General features: G+C 74.9%; 21 protein-coding genes, 1 tRNA gene and 1 riboswitch. Of the genes, 18 read left to right on the top strand and 4 right to left on the bottom strand.

The features are described from left to right. The first annotated feature begins 62 nt into the window (after window positions 1-62). The 3 genes from ACYVO2_RS16645 (at window position 63) to ACYVO2_RS16635 (ending at window position 4,417) form a co-directional block, all read left to right on the top strand. Window positions 63-2,084 carry an HsdM family class I SAM-dependent methyltransferase gene (locus ACYVO2_RS16645; RefSeq protein ID WP_461008596.1) on the top strand — a complete coding sequence of 674 codons (2,022 nt, stop codon included), beginning with the start codon at window positions 63-65 and terminating at the stop codon, window positions 2,082-2,084. A gap of 192 nt (window positions 2,085-2,276) precedes the next feature. Beyond that, entirely contained in the window at window positions 2,277-2,876 is a 600-nt protein-coding gene (locus ACYVO2_RS16640; RefSeq protein ID WP_461008595.1) for a hypothetical protein, read from the top strand. A 56-nt stretch (window positions 2,877-2,932) separates the two neighbouring features. Continuing rightward, the gene (locus ACYVO2_RS16635; RefSeq protein ID WP_461008665.1) at window positions 2,933-4,417 is read left to right on the top strand and encodes a serine/threonine-protein kinase; all 1,485 of its coding nucleotides are present in this window, start codon (window positions 2,933-2,935) and stop codon (window positions 4,415-4,417) included. Window positions 4,418-4,468: 51 nt separating this feature from the next. Here ACYVO2_RS16635 and ACYVO2_RS16630 read toward each other — a convergent pair whose 3' ends face one another. Then, on the bottom strand, window positions 4,469-4,942 hold the full coding sequence (locus tag ACYVO2_RS16630) for a carboxymuconolactone decarboxylase family protein (RefSeq protein WP_461008594.1): 474 nt from the start codon (window positions 4,940-4,942) through the stop codon (window positions 4,469-4,471). A gap of 255 nt (window positions 4,943-5,197) precedes the next feature. On the opposite strand from ACYVO2_RS16630, the gene ACYVO2_RS16625 reads away from it, so the two are divergent. From ACYVO2_RS16625 to ACYVO2_RS16570, 12 genes are all read left to right on the top strand, one after another. Then, entirely contained in the window at window positions 5,198-6,031 is an 834-nt protein-coding gene (locus tag ACYVO2_RS16625; protein ID WP_461008593.1) for a GmrSD restriction endonuclease domain-containing protein, read from the top strand. A 126-nt stretch (window positions 6,032-6,157) separates the two neighbouring features. Next, window positions 6,158-6,814: a SurA N-terminal domain-containing protein gene (locus ACYVO2_RS16620; RefSeq protein WP_461008592.1), complete on the top strand. Its 657-nt coding sequence runs from the start codon at window positions 6,158-6,160 to the stop codon at window positions 6,812-6,814. 83 nt (window positions 6,815-6,897) lie between these two features. After that, the gene (locus ACYVO2_RS16615; protein ID WP_461008591.1) at window positions 6,898-7,896 is read left to right on the top strand and encodes a nucleoside triphosphate pyrophosphohydrolase; all 999 of its coding nucleotides are present in this window, start codon (window positions 6,898-6,900) and stop codon (window positions 7,894-7,896) included. A 24-nt stretch (window positions 7,897-7,920) separates the two neighbouring features. Continuing rightward, the gene (locus ACYVO2_RS16610; protein WP_461008590.1) at window positions 7,921-8,280 is read left to right on the top strand and encodes a DUF6479 family protein; all 360 of its coding nucleotides are present in this window, start codon (window positions 7,921-7,923) and stop codon (window positions 8,278-8,280) included. 51 nt (window positions 8,281-8,331) lie between these two features. After that, window positions 8,332-9,081 (top strand): endonuclease V, encoded by a 750-nt coding sequence (locus ACYVO2_RS16605; protein WP_461008589.1) that lies wholly within the window; start codon window positions 8,332-8,334, stop codon window positions 9,079-9,081. A gap of 60 nt (window positions 9,082-9,141) precedes the next feature. Next, a complete protein-coding gene (locus tag ACYVO2_RS16600; RefSeq protein WP_461008588.1) occupies window positions 9,142-10,131 on the top strand; it encodes an LLM class F420-dependent oxidoreductase in 990 nt (329 codons plus the stop codon). A gap of 38 nt (window positions 10,132-10,169) precedes the next feature. After that, on the top strand, window positions 10,170-11,426 hold the full coding sequence (locus ACYVO2_RS16595) for a cytochrome P450 family protein (RefSeq protein WP_461008587.1): 1,257 nt from the start codon (window positions 10,170-10,172) through the stop codon (window positions 11,424-11,426). A 610-nt stretch (window positions 11,427-12,036) separates the two neighbouring features. Beyond that, window positions 12,037-12,191, top strand: a riboswitch (cyclic di-AMP (ydaO/yuaA leader). A 3-nt stretch (window positions 12,192-12,194) separates the two neighbouring features. Then, complete coding sequence (locus ACYVO2_RS16590) at window positions 12,195-13,142, top strand: transglycosylase family protein (RefSeq protein WP_461008586.1); 948 nt, start codon at window positions 12,195-12,197, stop codon at window positions 13,140-13,142. A gap of 267 nt (window positions 13,143-13,409) precedes the next feature. Beyond that, window positions 13,410-14,693, top strand: coding sequence for a phosphopyruvate hydratase (eno, locus tag ACYVO2_RS16585; protein WP_461008585.1), 1,284 nt, complete (start codon window positions 13,410-13,412; stop codon window positions 14,691-14,693). Window positions 14,694-15,161: 468 nt separating this feature from the next. Further along, the gene (locus ACYVO2_RS16580; RefSeq protein WP_461008664.1) at window positions 15,162-15,638 is read left to right on the top strand and encodes an FtsB family cell division protein; all 477 of its coding nucleotides are present in this window, start codon (window positions 15,162-15,164) and stop codon (window positions 15,636-15,638) included. A 103-nt stretch (window positions 15,639-15,741) separates the two neighbouring features. Continuing rightward, the gene (locus ACYVO2_RS16575; protein WP_461008584.1) at window positions 15,742-16,296 is read left to right on the top strand and encodes a DUF501 domain-containing protein; all 555 of its coding nucleotides are present in this window, start codon (window positions 15,742-15,744) and stop codon (window positions 16,294-16,296) included. Then, a complete protein-coding gene (locus tag ACYVO2_RS16570) occupies window positions 16,293-17,270 on the top strand; it encodes a Ppx/GppA phosphatase family protein (protein ID WP_461008583.1) in 978 nt (325 codons plus the stop codon). Before ACYVO2_RS16575 ends, ACYVO2_RS16570 begins: the two co-directional genes overlap by 4 nt. Window positions 17,271-17,306: 36 nt before the next feature. Here the strand turns inward: ACYVO2_RS16570 and ACYVO2_RS16565 are convergent, their stop codons facing one another. After that, window positions 17,307-17,669: a winged helix-turn-helix transcriptional regulator gene (locus ACYVO2_RS16565; protein WP_461008582.1), complete on the bottom strand. Its 363-nt coding sequence runs from the start codon at window positions 17,667-17,669 to the stop codon at window positions 17,307-17,309. A 97-nt stretch (window positions 17,670-17,766) separates the two neighbouring features. On the opposite strand from ACYVO2_RS16565, the gene ACYVO2_RS16560 reads away from it, so the two are divergent. Both ACYVO2_RS16560 and ACYVO2_RS16555 read left to right on the top strand, forming a co-directional pair. Continuing rightward, window positions 17,767-18,684: an NAD(P)-dependent oxidoreductase gene (locus tag ACYVO2_RS16560; RefSeq protein WP_461008581.1), complete on the top strand. Its 918-nt coding sequence runs from the start codon at window positions 17,767-17,769 to the stop codon at window positions 18,682-18,684. Window positions 18,685-19,146: 462 nt separating this feature from the next. Next, complete coding sequence (locus ACYVO2_RS16555; protein WP_461008580.1) at window positions 19,147-20,556, top strand: NAD(P)/FAD-dependent oxidoreductase; 1,410 nt, start codon at window positions 19,147-19,149, stop codon at window positions 20,554-20,556. A gap of 151 nt (window positions 20,557-20,707) precedes the next feature. On the opposite strand, the gene ACYVO2_RS16550 is transcribed toward ACYVO2_RS16555, so the two are convergent. Beyond that, on the bottom strand, window positions 20,708-23,248 hold the full coding sequence (locus ACYVO2_RS16550; protein ID WP_461008579.1) for an ABC transporter permease: 2,541 nt from the start codon (window positions 23,246-23,248) through the stop codon (window positions 20,708-20,710). A 66-nt stretch (window positions 23,249-23,314) separates the two neighbouring features. After that, entirely contained in the window at window positions 23,315-24,103 is a 789-nt protein-coding gene (locus tag ACYVO2_RS16545; RefSeq protein WP_461008578.1) for an ABC transporter ATP-binding protein, read from the bottom strand. A 446-nt stretch (window positions 24,104-24,549) separates the two neighbouring features. On the opposite strand from ACYVO2_RS16545, the gene ACYVO2_RS16540 reads away from it, so the two are divergent. After that, window positions 24,550-24,631: transfer RNA gene (locus ACYVO2_RS16540), tRNA-Leu, on the top strand. The last annotated feature ends 323 nt before the right edge of the window (window positions 24,632-24,954 follow it).

The following is a 24,954-nucleotide window of genomic DNA, read 5'->3' as shown; positions in this document are numbered from 1 at the left end:
CTGTGAACGGGTGAATGGGTAGGCTTGCCGTGCCACGTCGCCGGGGAAGGGAGCCAGCCGAAGTGCCGGACAACACCAGCGAGGTGACCGCCGCGGGGATCGCCCGGCTCGCCGGGGTCGGACGGGCCGCCGTCAGCAACTGGCGCCGCCGCCACGCCGACTTCCCCCGGCCCGTCGGCGGCACCGAGACCAGCCCCACCTTCGCCCTCGCCGAGGTGGAGAAGTGGCTGCGCGCCCAGGGCAAGCTCGCCGAGGTGCCGCCGCGCGAACGCCTCTGGCAGCAGGTGGAGGGCCACGCCGACGGCATCCCCGCCGCGCTGCGCCAGGCCGGGGCGGTGCTGCTGCTCGTGCTGCGGCGGCCCGGGGCGTGGCGGGAACTGGCCGCCCGCGACGAGGAGGCCCTCGCGCGGGCGCTGCCCGGCGCCCTCGACGCCGTCCTCACCGAGCAACTCGGCCCCGGCCACCCGGTCGCCCCCGCCGCCGACCCCGCGCTGTCCCGCGGTGCCGCCGCGCTCGCGGCCGAGCTCGGCCCGCGGCAGGCGTACGAGTTCCTGCTCGGCCGCTACCTGGAGGCCAACCCCCGTCAGTACTCCCTGACCCCCGCCGAGCCCGCCGAGCTGATGGCCGACATCGCCCGCGCCGCCGGGCCGCTCGCCACCGTCCTCGACCCCGGCTGCGGCACCGGCGCCCTGCTGCGCGTCGCCGGCGCCGCCGACACCGTCGCGGGCCAGGAGTCCGACCCCGACCTCGCCGCGCTCGCCGCGCTGCGCCTGGCCCTGCACGACGGCGCCCGGGTGCGCATCGGCGTCGGCGACAGCCTGCGCGCCGACGCCTTCCCCGGGCTCGCCGCCGACGCCGTGCTGTGCCACCCGCCGTTCAACGAGCGCTCCTGGGGCCACGACGAGCTCGCCTACGACCCGCGCTGGGAGTACGGCTTCCCGGCCCGCACCGAGTCCGAGCTGGCCTGGGTCCAGCACGCCCTCGCCCACGTCCGCGACGGCGGCACCGTGGTGATGCTCATGCCGCCCGCCGCCGCCTCCCGCCGCTCCGGTCGCCGGATCCGGGCCGACCTGCTGCGCCGCGGCGCGCTGCGGGCCGTCGTCGCCCTGCCCGCGGGCGCCGCCCCGCCGTACGGCATCCCGCTGCACCTGTGGGTGCTGCGCCGCCCCGGCGGCCCCGAGCCCGCCCCCTGCCTGCTGCTCGTGGACGCCGCCCAGACCGGGGACGGGGAGCGGCTGCCGTGGCAGGCCGTGCGCACCGCCGTGCTGCGGGCGTGGCGGGCCTTCCACACCCACGGCACCGTGCCCGAGCGCCCCGGCGTCAGCCGCGCCGTGCCCGCCGTGGACCTGCTCGACGACGATGTGGACCTCACCCCGGCCCGCCATCTGCCGCCGCCCGCCGCCGGGGGAGCGGCCGAGCTGACGGACGTCCGCGAGCGACTGGCCGCCACCCTCACCCGCACCGCGGAACTGGCGCCGCTGCCCGAGGGCGCGGACGAGTCGCGGCGCTGGCCCACCACCACCGTGGGGGAGCTGGCCAGGGCCGGGGCGCTGCGCCTGTGGCCGGGCGGGCAGGGCGCGGCGCCCGGCGGCGCGGGACCCGCGGTGCTGACCGAGCACGACGTCATCGGCGGCACCGGCCCCACCGGCGCGCTGCCCGACGGACCGGAGGAGGAGCCGCTGCTCACCGAGCCGGGCGACGTGGTGGTGCCCGCGCTGGGGCGGGCCGCCGTGGCCCGCGTGGTGGACGCCGCCTCCGCGGGCGCCGCCGTCGGCCGCAACCTGTACCTGCTGCGGCCGGACCCGCAGGCGCTGGACCCGTGGTTCCTCGCCGGGTTCCTGCGCGGCACCGCCAACAACCGCCGCGCCAGCAGCTACACCTCCTCCTCGGCCCGGCTGGACGTGCGCAGGCTCCGGTTGCCCCGGCTCCCCCTGCCCGACCAGCGCCGCTACGGCGAGCGGTTCCGGGCGCTGGCCGCCTTCGAGGAGGCGCTGCGCGAGGCGGAGCGCCTCGGGGAGCAACTGGTGCGGGGGCTGTACGACGGGCTGACGGACGGCACCATCGGGCCGGACCCGCTGCGCTGACCCCGGGCGCGGGGGCGGGGCGCGGGGGCGGGGCCCGCGCGTCGGCGGGGGCGGCTCACGGGCGGCGCCGGGCGGCGGGCCCGCGGGCCGCGGACGGCGACGTACCGGGCCCGGGCGTGGGTGGTGGCGGATACCCTCGCCGGGGCAAGGATTCGCCCGCGCCACCGATTCTGAAAAGAGCCTGGAGCACCGATGACCGGCCCCGGTACCGTCCCGTCGCCAGCCAGCCAGCAGCGCGTCGCCGCCCTGCGCGTGCTCTTCGTGCTCATCGCCCTGCTCACCTGCGGCATCGGCGCCTGGGCGCCCATGCTGCGGATAGCCGTGCTGCGGCGCCGGGCCCTGGACTGGGTGCTGACCGCGGTGGTGGCCGCGCTGGCCGTCACCGGGTTCGCGCTGACCGGGGGCACCCCGGAGGAGTCGGTGTGGTCGGACGTCGGCGTGGCCACCATCCTGGGCCTGGCCGTGCTGACCACCGTCTACTACCTGGCCATGGACATCAGGATCCACAGCGCCCCCCGGCCGGGCCCCGTGCCCGGCCCGGCGCCCGGCCCCCACCCGGGCCCGCTGCCCGGGCAGCCGCAGCCCGTGCCGCTGCCGTACGCCCAGCCCCAGCCGCCGCTCCAGCCGCAGACGCCCCTCCAGGCCCAGCCCCTCGGCTACAACCCGTACCAGGACACCCCGCCGCCCGCCCCCGCCCCCGCGCCCCGCCCGACCGCGCCGCGCATCGAGCAGGTGCGGGCCGAACTCGACGAACTCAGCGACTACCTGCGCAAGCAGGAGGGCGGCCGGTGACCGGACGCCTCATCGGCGGCCGCTACGAACTGGCGACCGTCCTCGGGCAGGGCGGCATGGGCCAGGTCTGGACCGCCTACGACCGCCGTCTGGACCGGCGCGTCGCCGTGAAGCTGCTGCGCACCGACCGGATCGCCGAGCCGGGCGAGACCGGCGAGCTGCGCCGCCGCTTCCTGCGGGAGTGCCGGGTCACCGCCCAGGTGGACCACCCCGGCCTGGTCACCGTGTTCGACGCGGGCGAGGACGGGGGCGAGCTGTACCTGGTCATGCGGTACGTCGAGGGCGCCGACCTCGCCGACCACCTCGCCGAGCACGACCCCTACCCCTGGCCGTGGGCCGTCGCCGTGGCCGCGCAGTTGTGCGGGGCGCTCGCCGCCGTGCACGCCGTGCCGATCGTCCACCGGGACCTCAAGCCCCGCAACATCATCATCCGCGCCGACGGCGCCGTCACCGTGCTCGACCTCGGCGTCGCCACCGTCCTCGACACCGACACCACCCGCCTCACCCAGACCGGGCTGCCCATCGGCAGCCCCGTGTACATGGCGCCCGAGCAGGCCATGGGCGGCGCGGTCGGCCCCGCCACCGACCTGTACGCGCTCGGCGTGGTGCTGCACGAGATGGTGAGCGGCGGCGCCCCCTTCCAGGGCACCACCGCCCTCGGCGTGCTCCACCGCCACCTGTACGAGCCGCCCGTCCCGCTGCGGCAGTTGCGCCCCGAGGTGCCCGAGCCGCTGGAGGCGCTGGTGCTGCGGCTGCTCGCCAAGGACCCGCAGGACCGCCCCGCCGACGCCCAGTCGGTGTACCACGCGCTGGCCCCGCTGCTGCCCGCGCCCGGCGTCACGCCGTTCGGGGTGCGCCCGCCCGGGCCCATGGACCCCACCCGGCCGTTCCTGCGCCCCCAGGCGCCCTGGCCCGAGCGCGCGGTGACCGCCTCCTCGCCGGTGACCGCGCCCCCGCAGCCCGCCCACGCGCCGTCCGGCGGGGTGGACCTCGCCGGGGCCGTGGAGGAGGTCAAGGCGCTGCTGGCCGCCGGGCGGATCACCCAGGCCGTGGACATCCTCGGCGGCGCGCTGCCCGTGGCCGTGGACCGGCACGGCGAGCGCTCCCCCGTGGTGCTCGCCCTCCGCAAGCAGTACGCCGCGACCCTGATGGAGGACGGCCAGTACCGGCGGGCCCTGCCCGAGCTGCGGCTGCTTTCCGAGGAGTACGCGCGGCTGCACGGCCCCGCCGACCGGCAGTGCCTGCGGTTCCGCTACGAGGCCGCGCAGTGCCTGGAGCAGCTCGGCGACACGGCCGCGGCGCTGTCGGAGTACCGGGTGCTGCTGCCGTACTTCGAGTCGTACGCCGCCGCCGACCCCGACCTGCCGCTGGAGGTCCGCCACCGCACCGGCAACCTGCTGCTGTCGATCGGCGACCGCTGGGCCGCCCACGACGTCCTGTCCCGCCTCCTGCCGGACGCCGAGCGCCGCTACGGCCCCCACCACCCGTTCCCCGCGGAACTGCGCCGCACCCTGGTGTGGCTGGGCCAACTGCCCGGCTAGTACCCCGGGCCCGGCCGCGAAGCCGGGCCCGGGGCCGGTGCGTACCGCCCGTCAGCCGAACATGCCGACCTCGTAGTCGCCGGCGGGCTGCTGGACGAGGACGTTGACGCGGTTGTAGGCGTTGATGATGGCGATGAGGCACACCAGGGCGGCGAGCTGGTCCTCGTCGTAGTGCTTGGCGGCGTTCGCCCAGACCTCGTCCGGGACGCCACCGGCCGCGTCGGCGATGCGGGTGCCCTCCTCGACCAGCTCCAGGGCGGCGCGCTCGGCGTCGGTGAACACCTTGGCCTCGCGCCAGGCGGCGACCAGGTTCAGGCGGATGGCGGTCTCCCCGGCGTGCGCGGCGTCCTTGGTGTGCATGTCGGTGCAGAACCCGCAGCCGTTGATCTGGCTGGCGCGGATCTTCACCAGCTCCTGCGTCGAGGCCGGCAGCGTCGAGTCCGCGAGCACCTTGTTCGCCGCGTTGATGTGCTTGAAGATCTTGGCGCTGACCGGGTTGGCGAGGAGGTTCAGACGGGCTTCCATGGTGGGCTCCTGTGTGCCGTGGTTGCTGGTTCCACATCCCTGACAGACAAGCCCGGCACGATGTGACAGGACCCGGATGTGACGTGCGTCTCCCCGCCGCGCGGCGGCGGGGAGAACCCGCGCGGAAGCCGGGGCCACCGCCGGGGCCACCGCCGGGCCACCGCCTCCACCGGCCGCTCCCGGTCGGGCGGACCGGCGGCAGCCAAACGGAAGGCGGGATTCCGTGCGCTGGAGGCGGTGCGCCATCCTTGGGACATGAGCCGCCGTCTGCCCGCCGTGCTGTGCGCCCTGTCCGTGACCGCGACCCTGGCCGCCGGCTGCACCGCGGACACCGGGGAGCCGGGCGCGGAGACCGGGCGGCGGGGCGAGGGGACCGGTGCGACGGCGCTGTCCGCCGTGGACTCCCTGACCGTCAAGGGCCGCGGCCCGAGGACGGGTTACGCCCGGGAGGAGTTCGGCGACGACTGGGCCGACGGCGACGGGGACGGCTGCGGCACCCGCGACGACATCCTCGTCCGGGACCTGACGCAGCGCCGGCAGGACGGCTGCCGGGTCGTCTCCGGTCTGCTCCGCGACCCCTACACCGGCGCGGAGATACGTTTCGCCAGGGGCGGGCGCAGCGAGGTGGACATCGACCACGTGGTCGCGCTGTCCGACGCCTGGCAGAAGGGCGCCGCCCGCCTGCCCCGGGACCGCCGCGTCGCCCTCGCCAACGACCCGCTGAACCTGCTCGCCGTGGACGCCTCCGCCAACCGCGCCAAGGGCGACGCCGACGCCGCGACCTGGCTGCCCCCGAACCGGGCGTTCCGCTGCGCCTACGTGGCCCGGCAGGCCGCGGTCAAGCAGCGCTACGGGCTGAGCGTGACCGGGGCGGAGCGGGACGCGATGCGGCGGGTGCTGCGCGACTGCCCCGGCGAGCCGCTGCCTGCGGCCGACCGCCCCTCGGGCGCCGACCGGGCCCCCGCGCCCACCGCCTACCCCGACTGCGACGCCGTCCGCGCCGCGGGCCGCGCCCCGCTGCGCCGCGGTGAGCCGGGGTACGGCGCCCACCTGGACAGGGACGGGGACGGGGTCGCCTGCGACGCCTAGGGCCCGCCGCCGCGGGGGCCTCCCGACCCGCTGGCCGGTTCCGGACGCTGGATCTCGGTGGCGTTCACTCCATATGCTCTCGATCACCGGGCAACACCACCGTGGTCCTGTTCCGCAGGAGGTCCTGTGATCCGCCGCTCCGCGTCCGTATCCACCTCGACCGTACGCCGCACGGCGCTCCTGGCGGCGGGTGCCCTGCTGGTCGGCGCGCCGCTGCTGACCGCGTGCGGCACGCCCAAGCAGGGCGCGGCGGCGGTGGTCGGCGACGACCAGATCAGCGTCTCGTCGCTCCAGCACAAGGTGGAGCAGGTGCGCGACGCCCAGAACGAGGCCAACCACGGCGCCCCGGCGCCCGAGCCGGAGCGGCTGCCCAGCATCACCCTGTACGGCATGGTCCTGTCCCGGGTCACCGACCAGGCGCTGGAGGACGAGGGCATCGAGGTCACCCGCCGCGAGCTCCAGGACTTCCGCGAGCGCAACGAGTCCATGGCGGGCGGCGCCGACCGGCTGCGCGCGGTCCTGCTCCAGCAGAACGCGATCGCCCCCGAGGAGATCGACTCCTTCTTCCGCACCGAGCTGGGCCTGCGCAAGCTCGCCGCCGCCCAGGGCGTCCAGTTGGGCACCCCCGAGGGCAACGCGAAGATCAACGCCCTGCTGCGGGAGACCGCCGACTCCATGGGCATCACGGTGAACCCGCGCTACGGCAAGTGGAACCCCGACCAGCTCACCATCGACCGCACCACCGAGCCCTGGCTGCCCGGGCCCGCGGAGAACCGGGCCTGAGACGGGCCCGGGGCGGCGGGGCCCGGGGCGGGCGGGGAAAAAGCCCTGGGCCGACTCCCGGGGGCCGGAGGTAGGTTCGACGGGTGGAACCGAACACCGACACCCCCGGCCGCCTGGTGCTGCTGAGCACCACCCACCGCGTCGCCCCCGGCCTGCTGTCCTGGCCCGCCTGGCGGACCCTGCACGACGCCGACCGGGTGCTGTGCGCCGACCCCGGCCACCCCCAGTTGCCGTATCTGCGGGAGGCCGGGGTGCGCGTGGAGGTCGCCGCGCCCGCCGCCAGGGAACTGGTGGACGGCTGCGCCGGGCGCACGGTCGTCGTGGTCACCGGGCACGACGACGCCGCGGGCGGCCTCGCCGACGACCTGGCCGCGCTCGCCGCCTCCGGGCAGGCCCGCATGCCCGAGCTGGAGCTGCTGCCCGCCTCCTACGACCTGCCGGGGGCGCGGCTGCTCGACCTCGTCGCCGTCATGGACCGCCTCCGCTCGCCCGGCGGCTGCCCCTGGGACGCCGAGCAGACCCACGCCTCCCTGGTGAAGTACCTCATCGAGGAGGCGTACGAGCTGGTCGAGACGATCGAGGAGGACGACAGGACGGCGCTGCGCGAGGAGCTCGGCGACGTGCTGCTCCAGGTGCTCTTCCACGCCAGGATCGCCGAGGAGCACCCCGAGGACCCGTTCTCCGTCGACGACGTGGCGGGCGGCATCGTGGACAAGCTGGTCTACCGGCACCCGCACGTCTTCGGCTCCGCCGACGCCACCACCGCCGACCAGGTCGAGGCCAACTGGGAGCAGCTCAAGGCGGCCGAGAAGCAGCGCTCCTCGGTCACCGAGGGCGTGCCGCTGGGCCAGCCCGCCCTCGCCCTGGCCGGGAAGCTCCTGGCCCGGGTCCGCAAGGCCGGGCTCGACGTCCCCGTCACCACCCCGATCGCCCCGCCCGCGCACCCCGACGCGGCCTCCGTCGGCGAGCTGCTGCTGGCCGTGACCGCCCTGGCCGCCGCCCACGGCGTGGACGCCGAGGACGCGCTGCGCGCCGCGGCCCGCGCCTACCGTGATCGGATTCAGGAGGCGGAACAGGGGTAACCGCCCCGTATGCGAACACTAGGTATGGATCTGGCCGAAGTCACCTGGGACCACGCCGTCGGCATCGGCCCGCTCGTCGTGGGCGTCCTGTTCGTGATCGCGCTGATGGTGGCCCGGGCGCTGTACATACGCCGCAAGCGCCAGGAGCCGCCCGTCCCGGCCTCGCAGCCCCGCCGGGGCGCCTGGGAGACCCGGGACGAGGTGGACCACGGGGCGCCGCCCGACCACGGCCCCGGCCACCAGGACGGCCCGGAGCCCAAGGGCTACGACTACGATCATGAGAACTGCCTGCCGGAGCCCGTCGAGCCCGGCGACCGCCGGCTGTACCCCAGCGAACTGAGCAACGACTACCGCACCAGCAGCCGTCGCGGCGAGGACCGCTAGGGTCTTCTCCCTGGCACGGGCCCGGCCCGCGCCGCACGGGGGAGGAGACCGGTGGACATCGAGACGCCCGGCGCCTGGCCCGCCACCGAGGACGAGGCGCTGCGGATCCAGGACGAGCTGCGCCCGCGGGTGGACGCCGCCGGTCCCGGCCCGGACAGCCCCGCCACCGTGGCGGGGCTCGACGTCGCCTACGGCCCCGAGACCGACGGCGGCCCGACCCGGGTCGCCGCCGCCGTGGTGGTCCTCGACGCGGTCACCCACGAGCCCGTCGCGCGGGCCACCGCCGTCGGCGAGACGTCCTTCCCCTACCGGCCCGGCCTGTTCGCCTTCCGCGAGCTGCCCACCCTGCTCACCGCGCTGAACAGGCTCCCCCTCACTCCCGACCTGCTGCTGTGCGACGGGCACGGCCTGGCCCACCCGCGCCGCTTCGGCCTCGCCTGCCACCTCGGCGTGCTCACCGGAGTGCCGACCGCGGGCGTGGCCAAGACCGCGTTCGTCGGCCGCCACACCGGGCTCGGCGAGGAGCGGGGGGCGTGGGCGCCGCTGCTGGACGGCGACGAGGTCGTCGGCCGCGCCCTGCGCACCCAGCCGGGGGTCAAGCCGGTCTTCGTCTCCGTCGGCCACGGCATCGACCTGGCGACGGCCTGCCGCCATGTGCTGGACCTCGCCCCCCGCTACCGCCTCCCGCAGACCACCCGCCTGGCCGACCGGCTCAGCCGCGACACCCTCCTGGCCGCCCGGCCCGCCCCGGACCCCCGCCCCGCCGCCCGGCCCCCCTTGTCGCCCCGCGCGCCCCTGTGATGGCATGGGCCGTCACGGGTCGGTTACCTGCTGGTAAGGGCACCTCGGGAGGACACACGCATGACCACCCCGCAGCCGCGCTGGGGCCTGACCTACCCGCTCGACGCCCTGCCGCTGGCCGGGCAGCGCGGCCTGGTCGAGCGCCTGCCCGACCTCGGCTTCACCGACCTGTGGTCCATGGAGACGGCGAGCGCCGACGCGTTCACCCCGCTCGCCCTCGCCTCGGTGTGGGCGCCCGCGCTGCGGCTCGGCACCGCCGTCGTGCCCGTCCACACCCGAGGACCCGCCCTGCTCGCCATGCACGCCGCCGCGCTCGCCGAGGCCGCGCCCGGGCGGTTCCTGCTCGGTGTCGGCGCCTCGTCGCCCACCGTCGTCGAGCACTGGAACTGCCTGCCCCACGACCGGCCCTGGGCCCGCTGCCGGGACACCCTGCGCTTCCTGCGCGAGGCGCTGACCGGGCAGGCCGTCACCCAGGAGTACGAGACCTTCGAGGTCAACCGCTTCCGCCTGGAGCGGGCCCCCGACCGCACCCCGCCGCTGCTGCTCGGCGCGCTGCGGCCCGGCATGCTGCGGCTCGCCGGACGGGAGGCCGACGGGGTGATCCTCAACTGGCTCGCCGCCGCCGACGTGCCCACCGCGCTCGCCGAGTTCCACGCGGCCGGCGGCACGGACAAGGAGGTCGTGGTGCGGGTCTTCGTCTGCCCCACCGAGGACCGCGGATACGCCCGCAAGCTCGGCCGCCGTCTGATCGCCGGGTACCTCACGGTGCCGGTGTACGCCGAGTACCAGCGCTGGCTCGGCCGCGGCGAGGCCCTCGCGCCCCTGTGGGACGCCTGGGAGGCCGGCGACCGCAGGCAGGCGGCGGCGTCCGTGCCCGAGGAGGTCGTGGACGCCCTGGTGCTGCACGGCTCGCCCGAGGAGTGCCGGGAGAAGCTGCGCGCCTACGCGGCGGCGGGCGCGACCACGGTCGTGCCCGCGCTGCTGCCCACCCCGGGGGAGCCCCCCGCGGCGCTCGCCCGGGCCGTGGAGTGGATCGCGCCGGCCGGGTAGCCGGACGGGCGGGCCCGCCGCCCCGTTACCGTCGAGTCATGCACGACCGGACCGCCGCCGCGCCCGCCCTGTTCTCCTGGGAGTTCGCCGCCGACCCCTACCCCGCCTACGCCTGGCTGCGCGAGCACGCCCCGGTCCACCGCACCACCCTGCCGAGCGGCGTCGAGGCGTGGCTGGTCACCCGCTACGCCGACGCCAGGCAGGCGCTGGCCGACGACCGCCTGTCGAAGAACCCCGTCCACCACGGCGCCCGCGGCGCCCACACCAAGGGCAAGGTCGGCATCCCCGGCGAGCGCGACGCCGACCTCGTCTCCCACCTGCTCAACATCGACCCGCCCGACCACACCCGGCTGCGCCGCCTGGTCGCCAAGGCGTTCACCCCGCGCCGGGTCGCCGAGTTCGCCCCGCGGGTCCAGCGGCTCACCGACCGCCTCATCGACGGCTTCGCCGAGCGGGGCAGCGCCGACCTCATCCACGAGTTCGCCTTCCCGCTCCCGATCCACGCCATCTGCGACATGCTCGGCGTCCCGCCCGAGGACCAGGACGACTTCCGGGACTGGGCCGGGATGATGCTGCACAAGGGCGGCTCCAGGGGCGGCGTCGCCCGCTCGGTGAAGCGGATGCGGGCCTATCTGGCGGAGCTCATCCACCGCAAGCGGGCCGACCTCGGCGACGACCTGATCTCCGGCCTGATCCGGGCGAGCGACCACGGCGAGCACCTCACCGAGAACGAGGCCGCGGCCATGGCCTTCATCCTGCTGTTCGCGGGCTTCGAGACCACCGTGAACCTCATGGGCAACGGCGTGTACGCGCTGCTGCGCCACCCCGACGAGCGCGCCCGCCTCCAGACCTCCCTGGCCCGCGGCGAGACCGGGCTGCTCGCCACCGCCGTGGAGGAGCTGCTGCGCTACGACGGGCCCGTGGAGATCGCCACCTGGCGGTTCGCCACCCAGCCGCTCACCCTGGGCGGGGTGGACATCGCCGTCGGCGACCCCGTGCTCGTCGTCCTCGCCGCCGCCGACCGAGACCCGCGGCGCTTCCCCGACCCCGACACCCTCGACCTCGCCCGCGCCAACAACCCGCACCTGGGCTTCGGCCACGGCATCCACTACTGCATCGGCGCCCCCCTGGCCCGCCTGGAGGGCCGAACCGCCCTCTCCACCCTCCTGCGCCGCCTCCCCGACCTCACCCTCGCCGCCGATCCCCCCGACCTCCGCTGGCGAGGCGGCCTCATCATGCGCGGCCTGCGAACCCTCCCGGTGAACTTCACCCCGGAGAGCCGACCCCGGGGTTAGCGGCGGAGCCCCGGCGGAGCCCGGGGCGGCGGCCCCGGACGGGGACCGGGGACGGAGCCCTTGGCCCCCCGGAGGACCGCCCTTCCGTACTCCCGGAACCGGGCCCCGGGAGCGCAGCCCCCGGTCGGGGCGAAGAGGCGAAGCCCTGTGCCTTCCGAGGACCCACCCACCCCACTCCCCGAACCGGGTCCGGGGCGGAGCCCCCGGTGAGGGGCCAAGGGCGAAGCCCTGTGCCTCCCGAGGATCCACCCACCCCACTCCCCGAACCGGGGTCCGGGGGCAGAGCCCCCGGTGGGGTCCAAGGGCGGAGCCCGTTGGTCCCCGGAGGGCCCGCCCTTCCCACTCCCCGAACCGGGGTCCGGGGGCGGAGCCCTCGGCGGGGGTCCAGGGGGCGGAGCCCCCTGGCCTCCGGAGGACACCCCCACCCACCCCCCGCCGCAGGGTTCGGCGGGGACGCCGAGTAGTCGCCCGTTGATCACCGGTGATACTGACGTGATAATTGATACACCTGCTTGTGATCTGATCGCCCGACCCCATAACGTCGGGTCGGCCCCGCCAGGGGCCCCGCCGCCGGAGCGCCGAATCCCGCCGCCGGCCGGCGGGACGTTGGCTCCAATGGGAACCGACGGCGGGAGCGGGGGAACCACCGTAAGCGCCGGGACCGGCGGTCCCGGCTTGGGGTGAAGCCGCCGGAACGAGGGCGGCCGGGCCAGCCTCACGGCCCGAACCCGACAGCTCACCTCGCAGGCGTCGGAGAGGGACACGCTCATGCTGCTGTCCGGCAACGGACGCCACCGCAAACCGCGTCCGACACCGAAGTTCGTCGTCGCCGCGGGGGTCACCGGAGCGGGGGTCGCCCTCCCGCTGATGGGCGCCACCGGCGCCCAGGCCGCGTCCGGCGACACCTGGGACAAGGTCGCGACATGCGAGAGCGGCGGCAGTTGGGGCATCGACACCGGCAACGGCTACTACGGCGGCCTCCAGATCAGCGAGGAGACCTGGGCGGCGTACGGCGGCAAGGACTACGCGCCCCGCGCCGACCTGGCCAGCAGGCTGGAGCAGATCGCCGTCGCGGAGCGCATCCTCGCCGACCAGGGCCCGCAGGCGTGGGCCACCTGCGCGGTCGAGGCCGGCCTCGGCGGGGCCGCCGCGCCCGACGCGCCCTCCGCGGAGGAGACCGCCCCGGCCCCGGAGGAGGAGCGGGACGCCCCCCGGCAGGACACCTCGGCGCCCGCGGAGCAGACCGAGGGCCCCAAGGACACGGCCACGCCGTCGCGGACCACCCCGGCCGCAGGGGAGTCCGCGGACGCGGAGGAGCCCCGGCGGACCGCGTCCGAACGGCCGTCCGCGGACGTGGAGGACCACACCCGGGGCACCGTCGCCACCGAGGACGCCGGGACCGCGCCCACCCGCACGCCCCGGCACGCCGCCCCCGTCGCCCCCGAGGGCGAGGACGAGCTGCCCGGCGAGCGCGCCTCCCGCGGCACCGGCAAGCACCGCGCGCCCGACCCGGCGCGGCCCGCCGAGGACACCGCCCCCGCCGCCGAGGAGTCCGCCGCCGCGGCGGAGTACACCGTGGAGAAGGGCGACAACCTCACCGCCATCGCCGAGGACCAGGGCCTCGGCAACTGGCAGGAGCTCTACGACGCGAACAAGGACACCGTCGGCGAGGACCCCGACCTGATCCTGCCCGGCCAGGAGCTCAAGCTCGGCTGACCAGCCCCTGTCATCCCGGCCGGGCCGCCTCCTCCCCATCGGGCGGCCCGGCCGGGGCTTTGCCTGTCCGGGCGTCCGCCCCCGGGGGGCCGGCCCGCTCCCCACGCCGAGGGCCGCGGAGGCCGCTGTCCGCGCACGGAGGGTCACCCTCCGCCCCTCGCCGTTCACCTTCCGTCCACCGCCCCACCCACGGGGCGGACGGTGGCGCGGCGGGCGGGCGGTTAGGCTCAGGCTGCAAGGCTCACATCCATCCCTAAGGAGATGCTCGTGCCCTCCATCGACGTCGTCGTAGCCCGGGAGATCCTCGACTCCCGAGGGAACCCCACCGTCGAGGTCGAGGTCGGCCTCGATGACGGCAGCACCGGCCGGGCCGCGGTTCCCTCCGGCGCGTCCACCGGCGCCTTCGAGGCCCTGGAGCTCAGGGACGGGGACAAGTCCCGCTACGGCGGCAAGGGGGTCGAGAAGGCCGTCCTCGCCGTGATCGAGCAGATCGGCCCCGAGCTCGTCGGCTACGACGCCACCGAGCAGCGGCTGATCGACCAGGCGATGCTCGACCTGGACGCCACCCCGGACAAGTCCAGCCTGGGCGCGAACGCCATCCTGGGCGTCTCCCTCGCCGTGGCCCACGCCGCCTCCGAGGCGTCGGACCTGCCGCTGTTCCGCTACCTGGGCGGCCCCAACGCGCACCTGCTGCCGGTGCCGATGATGAACATCCTCAACGGCGGCTCCCACGCCGACTCCAACGTGGACATCCAGGAGTTCATGATCGCGCCGATCGGCGCCGAGTCGTTCTCCGAGGCCGTCCGCTGGGGCACCGAGGTCTACCACACCCTCAAGGGCGTGCTGAAGGAGCGCGGCCTGTCCACCGGCCTCGGCGACGAGGGCGGCTTCGCCCCGAACCTGGACAGCAACCGCGAGGCCCTCGACCTGATCATCGAGGCCATCCAGCGGGCCGGCTACACCCCGGGCCAGGACGTGGCGCTCGCGCTCGACGTCGCCGCCACCGAGTTCCACGACAACGGCGTGTACACCTTCGAGGGCAAGTCCCGCTCCGCCGCCGAGATGACCGCGTACTACGCCGAGCTGGTCGAGGCGTACCCGCTGGTGTCCATCGAGGACCCGCTGAACGAGGAGGACTGGGACGGCTGGAGGACCATCACCGAGCAGCTCGGCGACAAGGTCCAGCTCGTCGGTGACGACCTGTTCGTCACCAACCCGGAGCGCCTCGCCAGGGGCATCGAGAGCGGCGCCGCCAACGCCCTGCTGGTGAAGGTGAACCAGATCGGCTCGCTCACCGAGACCCTGGACGCCGTCGAGCTGGCCCAGCGCAGCGGCTTCAAGTGCATGATGTCGCACCGCTCCGGCGAGACCGAGGACGTCACCATCGCCGACCTGGCCGTCGCCACCAACTGCGGCCAGATCAAGACCGGCGCCCCGGCCCGCTCCGAGCGCGTCGCCAAGTACAACCAGTTGCTGCGCATCGAGGAGATCCTGGACGACGCCGCGGTGTACGCGGGCCGCTCCGCGTTCCCCCGCTTCAAGGTCGGCTGACCCCACCGCCCTTCCTCCCGCCGCCCCACCCTCCCGTCCGTCGCCCCACTCGCCGCCCCGGCGGCGGGTGTTGCGACGGGCGGGAGCCCGGCTCCGGGGTCACGCGCCGGAGCGGGAGCCCCGGCCTCCGCTCCCCGCGAGCCCCATCCGCCCTTCCGTCCGCCCTCTTCTCCCGCCCGTCCTCCCACCCGCCGCCCGAGCGGCGGTTGACACGGCGAGCGGGACCCCGGGATACCGGCGGGCCCCGCCCTGCCGGGGTGGGCCGGAGCGGCCCCGCCCGCGGCCCGCGGGCCGGTCGGGGCGCGGAATCCGTGACATCCCGGTCGCCCCGTGTTCCCATGGGGCAGATCACTCCGGCCAGACATCGCCCCGGCCACACGACACCACCCCGGCCGAAGGAGAGCAGACGTGGTTGCGAGCCGGAACCGCGGCACGGCCGACCGGTTCTCGACGACCAGTGCCCGGTTGATGGCACTCGGCAGGCAGGCGCAGGCCCGCGTCTACCGGGCCTCGGGGCGGCGCCCCGCACCGCAGCGGCGCAGCCGCTTCACCGGGCGGGCCGCCGTGCTGGCGTTCGTGCTGTGCACCCTGGTGGTGGCGCTGGCGTACCCCACCCGCCAGTACATCGCCCAGCGGGCGGAGATCGCCGAGCAGCGGGACGAGACCAGGCGGGCCCGCGAGCGCGTCGAGCAGTTGCGCCGCGAGAAGGCCCGCTGGCAGGACCCGGCGTACGTCAGGGCGCAGGCGCGCGAGCACCTGCACTACGTGATGCCGGGGGAGACCGGGTTCACCCTGGTCACCCCGGGCGGCTCCGGCGACGCCGAGCCGTCCTCGGCCCGGCCCGACGGCGGTCGCCCGTGGTACGAGAACCTGTGGCTCGGCGTGGACCGCGCGGACGGCACCGCCTCCCGCGCGGACGGCGGCACCCCGGCGGCCGGCCGCTGAGCGCCGTGCTCCGACCCCCGCCCCGTCCCGACCCGAGTCCCAGTCCCAGTCCCAGCCCCGTCCCACTCCCAGTCCCAGCAGACAGGCCCGAGAAACGTCCCCGATGAACACCGCACCCACGCCCCCCTCCGACGCCGACCGCGCCGCCGTCGCCGAGCAGCTCGGCCGCACCCCCCGCGGTCTGCGCGCCGTCGCCCACCGCTGCCCGTGCGGGCTGCCCGACGTGGTGGAGACCGCGCCGCGCCTGGAGGACGGCACGCCGTTCCCCACGCTGTACTACTTGACCTGCCCGCGGGCGGCGTCGGCCATCGGGACGCTGGAGTCCGAGGGCGTGATGAAGGAGATGAACGAGCGGCTGGCCGAGAACGAGGACCTGGCCGCCGCCTACCGCCGCGCCCATGAGGACTACCTGGCCAGGCGCGACGCCGTCGAGGTGCTGAAGGGCTTCCCGAGCGCGGGCGGCATGCCGGACCGGGTCAAGTGCCTGCACGTCCTGGTGGGCCACGCCCTCGCGGCGGGCCCCGGCGTCAACCCGCTGGGCGACGAGGCGCTGGCGATGCTGCCCGAGTGGTGGCGCAAGGGCCCCTGCGCGGGCCCCGGGGCCGGGCGGGGCCCCGGTGACGAGGGTGATGGCGACGAGGGCGAGGAGACCCGATGATCCGTGTGGCCGCCGTGGACTGCGGCACCAACTCCATCCGGCTGCTGGTCGCCGACCTGGACCCGGCGACGGGCGAGCTGAAGGAGCTGGACCGGCGGATGACGATCGTCCGCCTCGGGCAGGGCGTGGACCGCACGGGGCGGCTCGCGCCGGAGGCGCTGGACCGCACGTTCGCCGCCTGCCGCGAGTACGCCCAGGTGATCGGGGACCTCGGCGCGTCCAGGGTGCGCTTCGTGGCCACCAGCGCCTCCCGGGACGCGGAGAACCGCCAGGAGTTCGTGGACGGCGTCGTGGACATCCTCGGCGTCGAGCCCGAGGTGATCACCGGCGACCAGGAGGCGGAGTACTCCTTCACCGGCGCCACCCGGGAGCTGGCCGCGCTGGAGCGCCGGGGCGGCGCGCCCAGGTTCGAGCGGCCGTTCCTCGTGGTGGACATCGGCGGGGGCTCCACCGAGTTCGTGGTCGGCGACGACCGGGTGCGGGCCGCCCGGTCGGTGGACGTCGGCTGCGTGCGGATGACCGAGCGCCACCTGATGCGCGACGGCGTGCCGGCCGACCCGCCGGCCCCGGAGCTGGTGGACGCCATACGGGCCGACGTGGCGGCGGCGCTCGACGAGGCGGAGCGCACGGTGCCGCTCGCCGAGGCCCGCACCCTGGTCGGCCTCGCCGGCTCCGTCACCACCGTCGCCGGGATGGCGCTCGGCCTCCCGGCGTACGACTCGGCGGCCATCCACCACTCCCGCGTCTCCCTGGAGCAGGTCCGCGAGGTGACCGCGCGGCTGCTCGCCTCCACCCACGAGGAGCGCGCGGCGATCCCCGTGATGCACCCGGGCCGGGTGGACGTGATCGGCGCCGGGGCGCTGGTGCTGCTCGCGGTGATGGAGCGCACCGGCGCGGCCGAGGTCGTCGTCAGCGAGCACGACATCCTGGACGGGATCGCCTACAGCGTCGCCGAGCGCCCGCAGGACGGCTGACGCGCATCCCCGGGAGGGCGGCGGGCGCGCCGCCCCTCAGTGGCCCCCGGCCGCCGCCTGCCCGCTCTCCACGCGGCCCAGGACGTGCCTGCTCCCCCACAGGCCCAGCGGGCCCAGCGCCTCGTTCAGCGACACCCCGGCCGGGGTCAGCGAGTACTCGACGCGGGGTGGCACCTCGTCGTACACCTCGCGGTGCACGATGCCGTCCGCCTCCAGCTCCCGCAGGTGCGAGGCCAGCACCTTCTCCGTGATGCCGGGCAGCGCCCTGCGCAGCTCGCCGAACCGGCACGGGCGCGTGTTCAGCTCCCACAGGATCAGCACCTTCCACTTGCCGCCGATGACGTCCATCGCGGCGTCGATGCCGCAGTGGTACGCCCCGGGCCTGCGCACGACCGCCATGGCCGCACCCCTCCCACCTGCTCGCTCACCCGTGGGTGAGTGCGCACTTCGAAGTGCGTACTTGATCATGAATGGTGCTCCCACCAGCCTAGTCCGCATGGCTGAGAACACTCCTGAGACGACCTCCCCCGCCCCCCTGACCCTCCTCGGGCTCGGTGCCATGGGCACCGCGCTCGCCCGTGCCTGGCTCGCCGCCGGGCACCCCGTGACCGTGTGGAACCGCACCCGCTCCCGCGCCGAGGCGCTCGCCGCCGAGGGTGCCGTGGTGGCCGCGAGCGCCGCCGAGGCGGTGGCCGCGAACCGCCTGGTGGTGGTCTGCCTGCTCGACGACGCCTCCGTCGGCGAGACCCTGGAGGGCGCCGACCTGACCGGGAAGGACCTGGTGAACATCACCACCGGCAGCCCCGGCGACGCCCGCGCCCGCGCCGAGTGGGCCGCCTCGCGCGGGGCCCGCTACCTGGACGGCGGGATCATGGCCGTGCCGCCGATGGTCGGCGTCCCCGAGGCCGGGGGGTACGTCTTCTACAGCGGTGACCCGGCCGCCTTCGAGGCCCACCGGGAGACCCTCGCCGCGCCGCTCGGCGTCCACTGGGTCGGCGACGACCCCGGCTTCGCCGCTCTGCACGACGTGGCGCTGCTCAGTGCCATGTACGGGATGTTCGCCGGGGTCACCTACGCGTTCGCGCTGATCAGGAAGGAGGAGGGCATCAAGCCGACCGGGTTCGCCCCGCTGCTCGGCAACTGGCTGACCGCCATGGCCTCCTACGTCCACCGGGAGGGCGAGCAACTGGAGAGCGGCGTCTACGACCAGGACGTGCAGTCCAACCTGGCCATGCAGGTCGCGAGCACCGGCACCCTGCTGCGCACGGCCGAGGAGCAGGGCGTGAGCCCCGAACTGGTCGCGCCGTTCTTCGCCCTCATGAAGCGCCTGGTCGACGAGGGCCGCGGCCACGAGGACACCACGGGCCTGATCGACGTCCTGCGGTCCGCGGCGTCCCCGTCCGCGTCCGCCTGACCGGCTCGGGCATGCGGGCGGGCCCCTCCGGGGCGAGGCGGCGGGGCGGGTCCGTCCCCGCCCCGCGGGCCGCCCGCCGCCTCCCCCGGCCCTGCCGCACCCCCACGTGCCCTTGGGAAACACCCTGGAAGGAGCCTGTCCGGCACCCGGTGGAACCGTGTCGCCGCGAACTTCGTGAATTTCTTCACATGGGATCGCGGCCCTGTGCCGCCAAGAACACCCCTCCGGGGTCGTCCAGCCCCGGGCACGGGCCCGGAACGGCCCGCTCGCGCCTCATCGACAAACCCGTTCGCCGTGCCGGGAACTTCCCGTCCACCCCCGATCGTTGCTGCTCAGCCGGGGGATCGGGGCCTCCCGGGGGAGCGGGGGGTTCACGGGGGCGCGCAGTGTAGCAGAGGGTGTCCAGGAGCTTGTGACTGGCCTCACGAGCTCCCCCCCAACTGGTGCTGGATACTTTTCGATATGAGCACCACGGAGCGTCCCCGGATCCTCATCGTCGGAGGCGGGTACGTCGGCTTGTACGCGGCGCAGCGCATCCTGAAGAAGATGCGCTATGACGAGGCGACCGTGACGGTCGTCGACCCGCGGTCGTACATGACGTACCAGCCCTTCCTGCCCGAAGCCGCCGCGGGCAGCATCTCGCCGCGGCACGTGGTCGTACCCCTGCGCCGCGTGCTGCCCAAGGCCGAGGTGCTGACCGGCCACGTCACCTCGATCGACCAGGACCGCAAGGTCGCCGTGGTCTCCCCCCTCGTCGGCGACTCCTACGAGCTTCCGTTCGACTACCTCGTCATCGCCCTGGGTGCGGTCTCCCGCACCTTCCCCATCCCGGGCCTCGCCGAGAACGGCATCGGGATGAAGGGCGTGGAGGAGGCGATCGGCCTGCGCAACCACGTCTTGGAGCAGCTCGACAAGGCCGACTCCACCACCGATGAGGAGGTCCGCCGCAAGGCGCTGACCTTCGTCTTCGTCGGCGGCGGCTTCGCCGGTGCGGAGACCATCGGCGAGGTCGAGGACATGGCCCGCTACGCCACCAAGTACTACCGGAACGTCAAGCGCGAGGACATGCGCTTCATCCTGGTGGAGGCCGCCAACCGGATCCTGCCCGAGGTCGGTCCCGAACTCGGCGCGTGGGGTCTGAAGCACCTCCAGGAGCGCGGCATCGAGGTCTACCTGGAGACCTCCATGGAGTCCTGCGTCGACAAGCACGTGGTGCTCAAGAACGGGCTCGAGGTGGACGCCTCCACCATCGTGTGGACCGCGGGCGTCAAGCCGAACCCGGCGCTGTCCCGCTTCGGCCTGCCGCTGGGCCCGCGCGGCCACGTGGACTGCCGGCCGACCCTCCAGGTGACGGGCACCGACTACATCTGGGCCGCGGGCGACAACGCGCAGGTGCCGGACCTGGCCGCGCGCGAGGCCGGCAACGAGAACGCCTGGTGCCCGCCGAACGCGCAGCACGCGCTGCGGCAGGCCAAGGTGCTCGCGGACAACGTGATCTCCGGGATGCGCGGCTTCCCGCAGCAGGAGTACCGCCACAAGAACCTCGGCGCGGTCGCCGGCCTGGGTCTGCACAAGGGCGTGGCGCTGCTGTTCGGGAAGTTCAAGTTCCGCGGGCGGCTCGCCTGGTACTTCCACCGCGGCTACCACGGCATGGCGATGCCGACGTTCAACCGCAAGATCCGGGTCTTCGCCGACTGGGCGCTCACGGCCGTGCTCAAGCGCGAGGTCGTCTCCCTCGGCGCGATCGAGAACCCCCGCGGCGAGTTCTACGAGGCGGCGGCCCCGGTGAGCGCCGCGTCCAGGCCCGCCTCCGCCCCGGCCGCCCCGCAGGAGCGGCGGGTCGAGGAGAAGGACACGGCCCGGGCCGGCTGACGGCCTCCCGGTCCGCACAGCAGAAGAAGGCGACGGGCACCCGCCATCCGTGGGGCGGGTGCCCGTCGCCTTTCGCGTGTGCGGGGGCGCGGCCCGGGGGGGGCGGGGGCAGCCCCGCCCCCCCCGGGCCGTGTGAGGGCGCCCCCACACCTCAGTCCGACTTGATCGCCGCCAGCACGTTCAACCGTGCCGCCCGCCGCGCGGGCCAGAGCGCGGCCAGCACCCCCACCACCGCCGCCAGCGCCGCGAAGCCCGCGAGTGTGCCCCAGGGCAGCGTCATCGAGTAGGTGCTGAACTCCGGCCGGATCAGCCGGCTGAGGGTCCAGGCGAAGAACACCCCGAGCCCGATGCCGAGCCCGGCGCCGAACAGGGAGATCACCACGGACTCCAGCCGCACCATCCGCTTGATCCCGCCCCGGTCCAGGCCCACCGCCCGCAGCATCCCGATCTCCCGGGACCGCTCGAACACCGACATGGCCAGGGTGTTGACGACGCCGACCACCGCGATGATCACCGCCATGGCGAGCAGCCCGTAGAGCATGGTCAGCATCTGGGTGATCATCGAGCCGTACTCGTCCGAGACCTCCCGGACGGTCTGCACCTTCACCGCGGGGTTGTCGCCCAGCGCCCGCTGCACCGCCTCCTCGGCCCGGTCCGACTCGCCGCCCCTGGTGTTGATCATGACCTGGCTGTCCAGCACGTCCCGCAGGTGCGGGTCCACGGCGGTGGTGGGCGCCATGATCCCGTAGATCATGTCGTTGCCCCGGTAGACGCCGGCGACCGTGTACGAGGCCTTGGCGCCGTCGCTGTCGTAGGTCACCGGAAGGGTGTCGCCGACCTTCCAGCCGCGGTCCCGGGCCAGGTCGTCGTCCACGATCACGCCGTCGCCCTCCAGGCCCTTCAGGGAGCCGCTGGTGAAGTCCAGGCGCAGCAGGTCCCCGATGGCGGCCGGGTTGACCCCGGTGGCGGTCTCGGCGCGGCCGTCCACCTCCACGTCGGCCCTGCGCAGCGGGCTGACCGCGGTCACCTGCGGGTCGCGCTCCAGGGTCCGCGCCACGTCGGGGGAGAGCGGCCGGTACCCGGCCATGCTGATGGTGTAGTCCGCCTTCAGCGAGTCCCCGGCCATCTTGTCGATGCCGTCCCGCATCGAGTTGGCGATCACCGTCAGGCCGGAGATCAGGGTCAGCCCGATCATCAGCGCGGCGGCGGTGGCGGCGGTGCGGCGCGGGTTGCGCACCGCGTTCTGCCGGGCCAGCTTCCCGGAGACCCCGAACCAGCGCAGCACCGGGCCGGCCAGGGCGATCGCGGGGCGGGACAGCAGCGGGGTGAGCACGATGACGCCGGTCAGGGTGACACCGGCGCCCAGGCCGAGCACGGGGTAGGTCTTGCCGCTGACGCCCACGGCGAGCACGGCCAGCCCCAGGGCGGTGACGGCCGCGCCGATGGTGTTGCGCACCAGCAGGCCCCGCGCGGTGGGGGCGGCGTCCGCGCTGCCCATCGCGGCGACGGGCGGGATCTTCGCGGCGCGGCGGGCGGGCAGCCACGCGGCGAGCATCGTCACCGCCACACCCACGAGCATGGCCACCACGACCGTGCGCGGGGCGATGACCAGGGAGCTCTCGGGGACGGTGCCGCCGACGGCGCCCATCGCCGCCTCCATGCCGACGGCGACCAGCAGCCCGAGCGCGAACCCGAGCGCGGAGGCGACCGCGCCCACCACGAACGACTCCGCCAGCACCGAGCGGGTCACCTGCCGCCGGGTCGCGCCGACCGCGCGCAGCAGCGCCAGCTCACGGGTGCGCTGGGCGACGATCATGGTGAAGGTGTTGGCGATGATGAACACGCCGACGAACAGCGCGATCCCGGCGAAGCCGAGCAGCACCGTGCTGAGGTTCTTGGTCTGGTCGGCGATGAAGTCGGCCTGCTCGTCCGCGAGCGCGGTGCCGGTCTCCGCCTCGGTGCCCTTCGGCAGCAGCGGCGCCACCTCGGCCTTCAGCTTCTCCTCGGAGGTGCCGGGCGCGGCCTTCAGCAGGATCTCGTCGTACTGCCCGGGGGCGGTGAACAGCTTCTGCGCGGTGCGGGTGTCGAACAGCGCCAGGGTGCCGCCCGCGGCGACGTTGCCGTCGTCGGTGGTGAAGACGCCGACGAGCTTCTGCTCCAGCACCGGCCCGTCCACCGAAAGGCGCACCGTGTCGCCGACCTCGAACCCGGCGCGGTCGGCGGTCTTCTTGTCCAGCACCACCTCGTCCGCGGCGGCCGGGGCGCGTCCCGCGGTGAGCGGGTAGCGGACGTCCCGCTTCCCCGAGTAGTTGCCGCCGAGGTTGCTCCAGCCGTCGCCGAGCAGGTCGCCGTCCTTGTCGGCGATGAACGCCGACCCCGAGACGGTGCCGGTCGCCCGGGCGGTGCCGGGCAGCGCCGCGACCTCCTCCAGCAGCCCCTGGTCAAGCCAGGCGTGCTCGGCCGGCGCCTCGTCGGGGCCGCCGCCGTCGTCGAACGGGGCGGCCTCGTCGGAGCGGACGACCACCGAGGTGTGGGCGAAGCTCTTCTTGGAGCTGTTCTTGAAGGCGTCGCCGACGGTGTCGGTGAACACCAGCGTGCCGGAGACGAAGGAGACGCCGAGGAGGACCGCGAGCACGGTCATCATCAGCCTGGCCTTGTGCGCGAGCACGTTGCGCAGGGCGGTACGGAGCATGGGAACGCAGTCCTGGGAGTGAGGTGCGGCGAGGGCGGGGTGAAGGGGCGCGCGGCGGGCGCGGCGTCAGCTCGTGCGGCCCTTGGCGTCGAACCGCTTCATGCGCTCCAGCACGTCCTCGGCGGTGGGGCGCAGCAGCTCGTCCACGATGCGGCCGTCGGCGAGCCAGACGACGCGGTCGGCGTAGGAGGCGGCCACCGGGTCGTGGGTGACCATGACGATGGTCTGGCCGAGCTCCCGCACCGAGTTGCGCAGGAAGCCGAGGATCTCCGCCCCGGAGCGGGAGTCGAGGTTGCCGGTGGGCTCGTCCGCGAAGATGATCTCCGGCTTGGAGGCGAGGGCGCGGGCCGCGGCCACGCGCTGCTGCTGGCCGCCGGAGAGTTGGTTGGGCCGGTGGGACAGCCGCCCGGAGAGGCCGACGGTGTCGATGACCAGCTTCAGCCACTGCGGGTCCGGCTTGCGGCCGGCGATGTCCATGGGCAGCGTGATGTTCTCCACCGCGGTGAGCGTCGGCAGCAGGTTGAACGCCTGGAAGACGAAGCCGACCTTGTCCCGCCGCAGCCGGGTGAGCTGCTTGTCCTTCAGCGTGGTCAGCTCCACGTCGCCTATGCGCGCCGAGCCCGAGGTGACCGTGTCCAGGCCCGCCATGCAGTGCATGAGCGTGGACTTGCCGGACCCGGACGGGCCCATGATCGCGGTGAACTCCGCCCTGCGGAAGTCCACGGACACCGCGTCGAGGGCGACCACTCGGGTCTCGCCCTCGCCGTAGATCTTGCTCAGCTCGGTCGCGCTGGCCGCCACGGCCCCCGGGTCCGTCGGGCGGGCGGCGTGGTCGGTGGTGGCGGAGGTGGTCACGGAGCACTCCTCGTGCTGGAAGGCGTTGGCCGGTTCGACGCTTCCATCGTGTCGGCGGCGCGCGCCGACGGAGTCAGCCCGTACTGCGGTTTTGGGCCCACTCTCGCGTCGTACGGGTCTTCTTCCCGGTCATCCCCAGGTATGACGGCGACCCCGAGACGCGATACCCGCCGGAGCGGGGCGCGGCTCGAAACGGCTGCGTGAGCGTTTGGTGACGGCGAGTTTGCGTCAATTACCAACAGGGAGGGATGCGGCCGGCCATCCGCACGGCGGAGCGTGCGTCCTGTAAGCGGGGGCACCGGAGCGGGGCGGAAAGCTTGACGTGTCGTCAGTTGTCAATGAAATAAGACAACCTGGCGCGGACAGTGTGCTGACGGGAGGTTGGGAACGGCTAGTCTCGTGGTGTCTCTGGGACGGCCTCCCGACCAGGTCACGCGGACCTTCCCGCCCGGATGGTGGAATGCAGACACGAGGAGCTTAAACCTCCTTGGCCAAGAGGCCGTGCGGGTTCAAGTCCCGCTCCGGGCACCTGGTACCGCCCCCAGATGGTGGTGTGCAGGACGCGGCCGGAGGCGCCCGGCCGCGTCCCGTTCGGCCCCCGGGTGACCAGGGATCATCGTTCTTTTCTCCCTTTTGCCGGAGTTGTCTCCTGGCGTATGGCCGCGCGCCGCGCCGGCCGCCGGCGCCCGGGCGCGGGGCCGCGCCCGGGGCCGCGCTCGCCCACGGGCGGGTGAGCGGCGGGGCGCGGGCGGGGAGCCGCGGGAGCGGACCGGGGCGCGAGAGGTGCGCCGGGGATGTTCGCGGTGGACGCGCGCGGGAAGAGACGGGGTGCGCGCGGGGTTCATTCGACA

The organism is Streptomyces capparidis (genome assembly GCF_054782095.1).
The sequence above is the reverse complement of the archived record's forward strand: the minus strand, read 5'-3'. Positions and strand labels throughout refer to the sequence as shown.

Coding starts and splice junctions, on each gene's coding strand:
- ACYVO2_RS16550 (WP_461008579.1), bottom strand. CDS start 23,248: ATGCTCCGTACCGCCCTGCGCAACGTGCTCGCGCACAAGGCCAGGCTG.
- ACYVO2_RS16610 (WP_461008590.1), top strand. CDS start 7,921: ATGGATCTGGCCGAAGTCACCTGGGACCACGCCGTCGGCATCGGCCCG.
- ACYVO2_RS16590 (WP_461008586.1), top strand. CDS start 12,195: ATGCTGCTGTCCGGCAACGGACGCCACCGCAAACCGCGTCCGACACCG.
- ACYVO2_RS16635 (WP_461008665.1), top strand. CDS start 2,933: ATGGGCCAGGTCTGGACCGCCTACGACCGCCGTCTGGACCGGCGCGTC.
- ACYVO2_RS16570 (WP_461008583.1), top strand. CDS start 16,293: ATGATCCGTGTGGCCGCCGTGGACTGCGGCACCAACTCCATCCGGCTG.
- ACYVO2_RS16640 (WP_461008595.1), top strand. CDS start 2,277: ATGACCGGCCCCGGTACCGTCCCGTCGCCAGCCAGCCAGCAGCGCGTC.
- ACYVO2_RS16600 (WP_461008588.1), top strand. CDS start 9,142: ATGACCACCCCGCAGCCGCGCTGGGGCCTGACCTACCCGCTCGACGCC.
- ACYVO2_RS16565 (WP_461008582.1), bottom strand. CDS start 17,669: ATGGCGGTCGTGCGCAGGCCCGGGGCGTACCACTGCGGCATCGACGCC.
- ACYVO2_RS16580 (WP_461008664.1), top strand. CDS start 15,162: ATGGCACTCGGCAGGCAGGCGCAGGCCCGCGTCTACCGGGCCTCGGGG.
- ACYVO2_RS16595 (WP_461008587.1), top strand. CDS start 10,170: ATGCACGACCGGACCGCCGCCGCGCCCGCCCTGTTCTCCTGGGAGTTC.
- ACYVO2_RS16625 (WP_461008593.1), top strand. CDS start 5,198: ATGAGCCGCCGTCTGCCCGCCGTGCTGTGCGCCCTGTCCGTGACCGCG.
- ACYVO2_RS16575 (WP_461008584.1), top strand. CDS start 15,742: ATGAACACCGCACCCACGCCCCCCTCCGACGCCGACCGCGCCGCCGTC.
- ACYVO2_RS16630 (WP_461008594.1), bottom strand. CDS start 4,942: ATGGAAGCCCGTCTGAACCTCCTCGCCAACCCGGTCAGCGCCAAGATC.
- ACYVO2_RS16560 (WP_461008581.1), top strand. CDS start 17,767: ATGGCTGAGAACACTCCTGAGACGACCTCCCCCGCCCCCCTGACCCTC.
- ACYVO2_RS16555 (WP_461008580.1), top strand. CDS start 19,147: ATGAGCACCACGGAGCGTCCCCGGATCCTCATCGTCGGAGGCGGGTAC.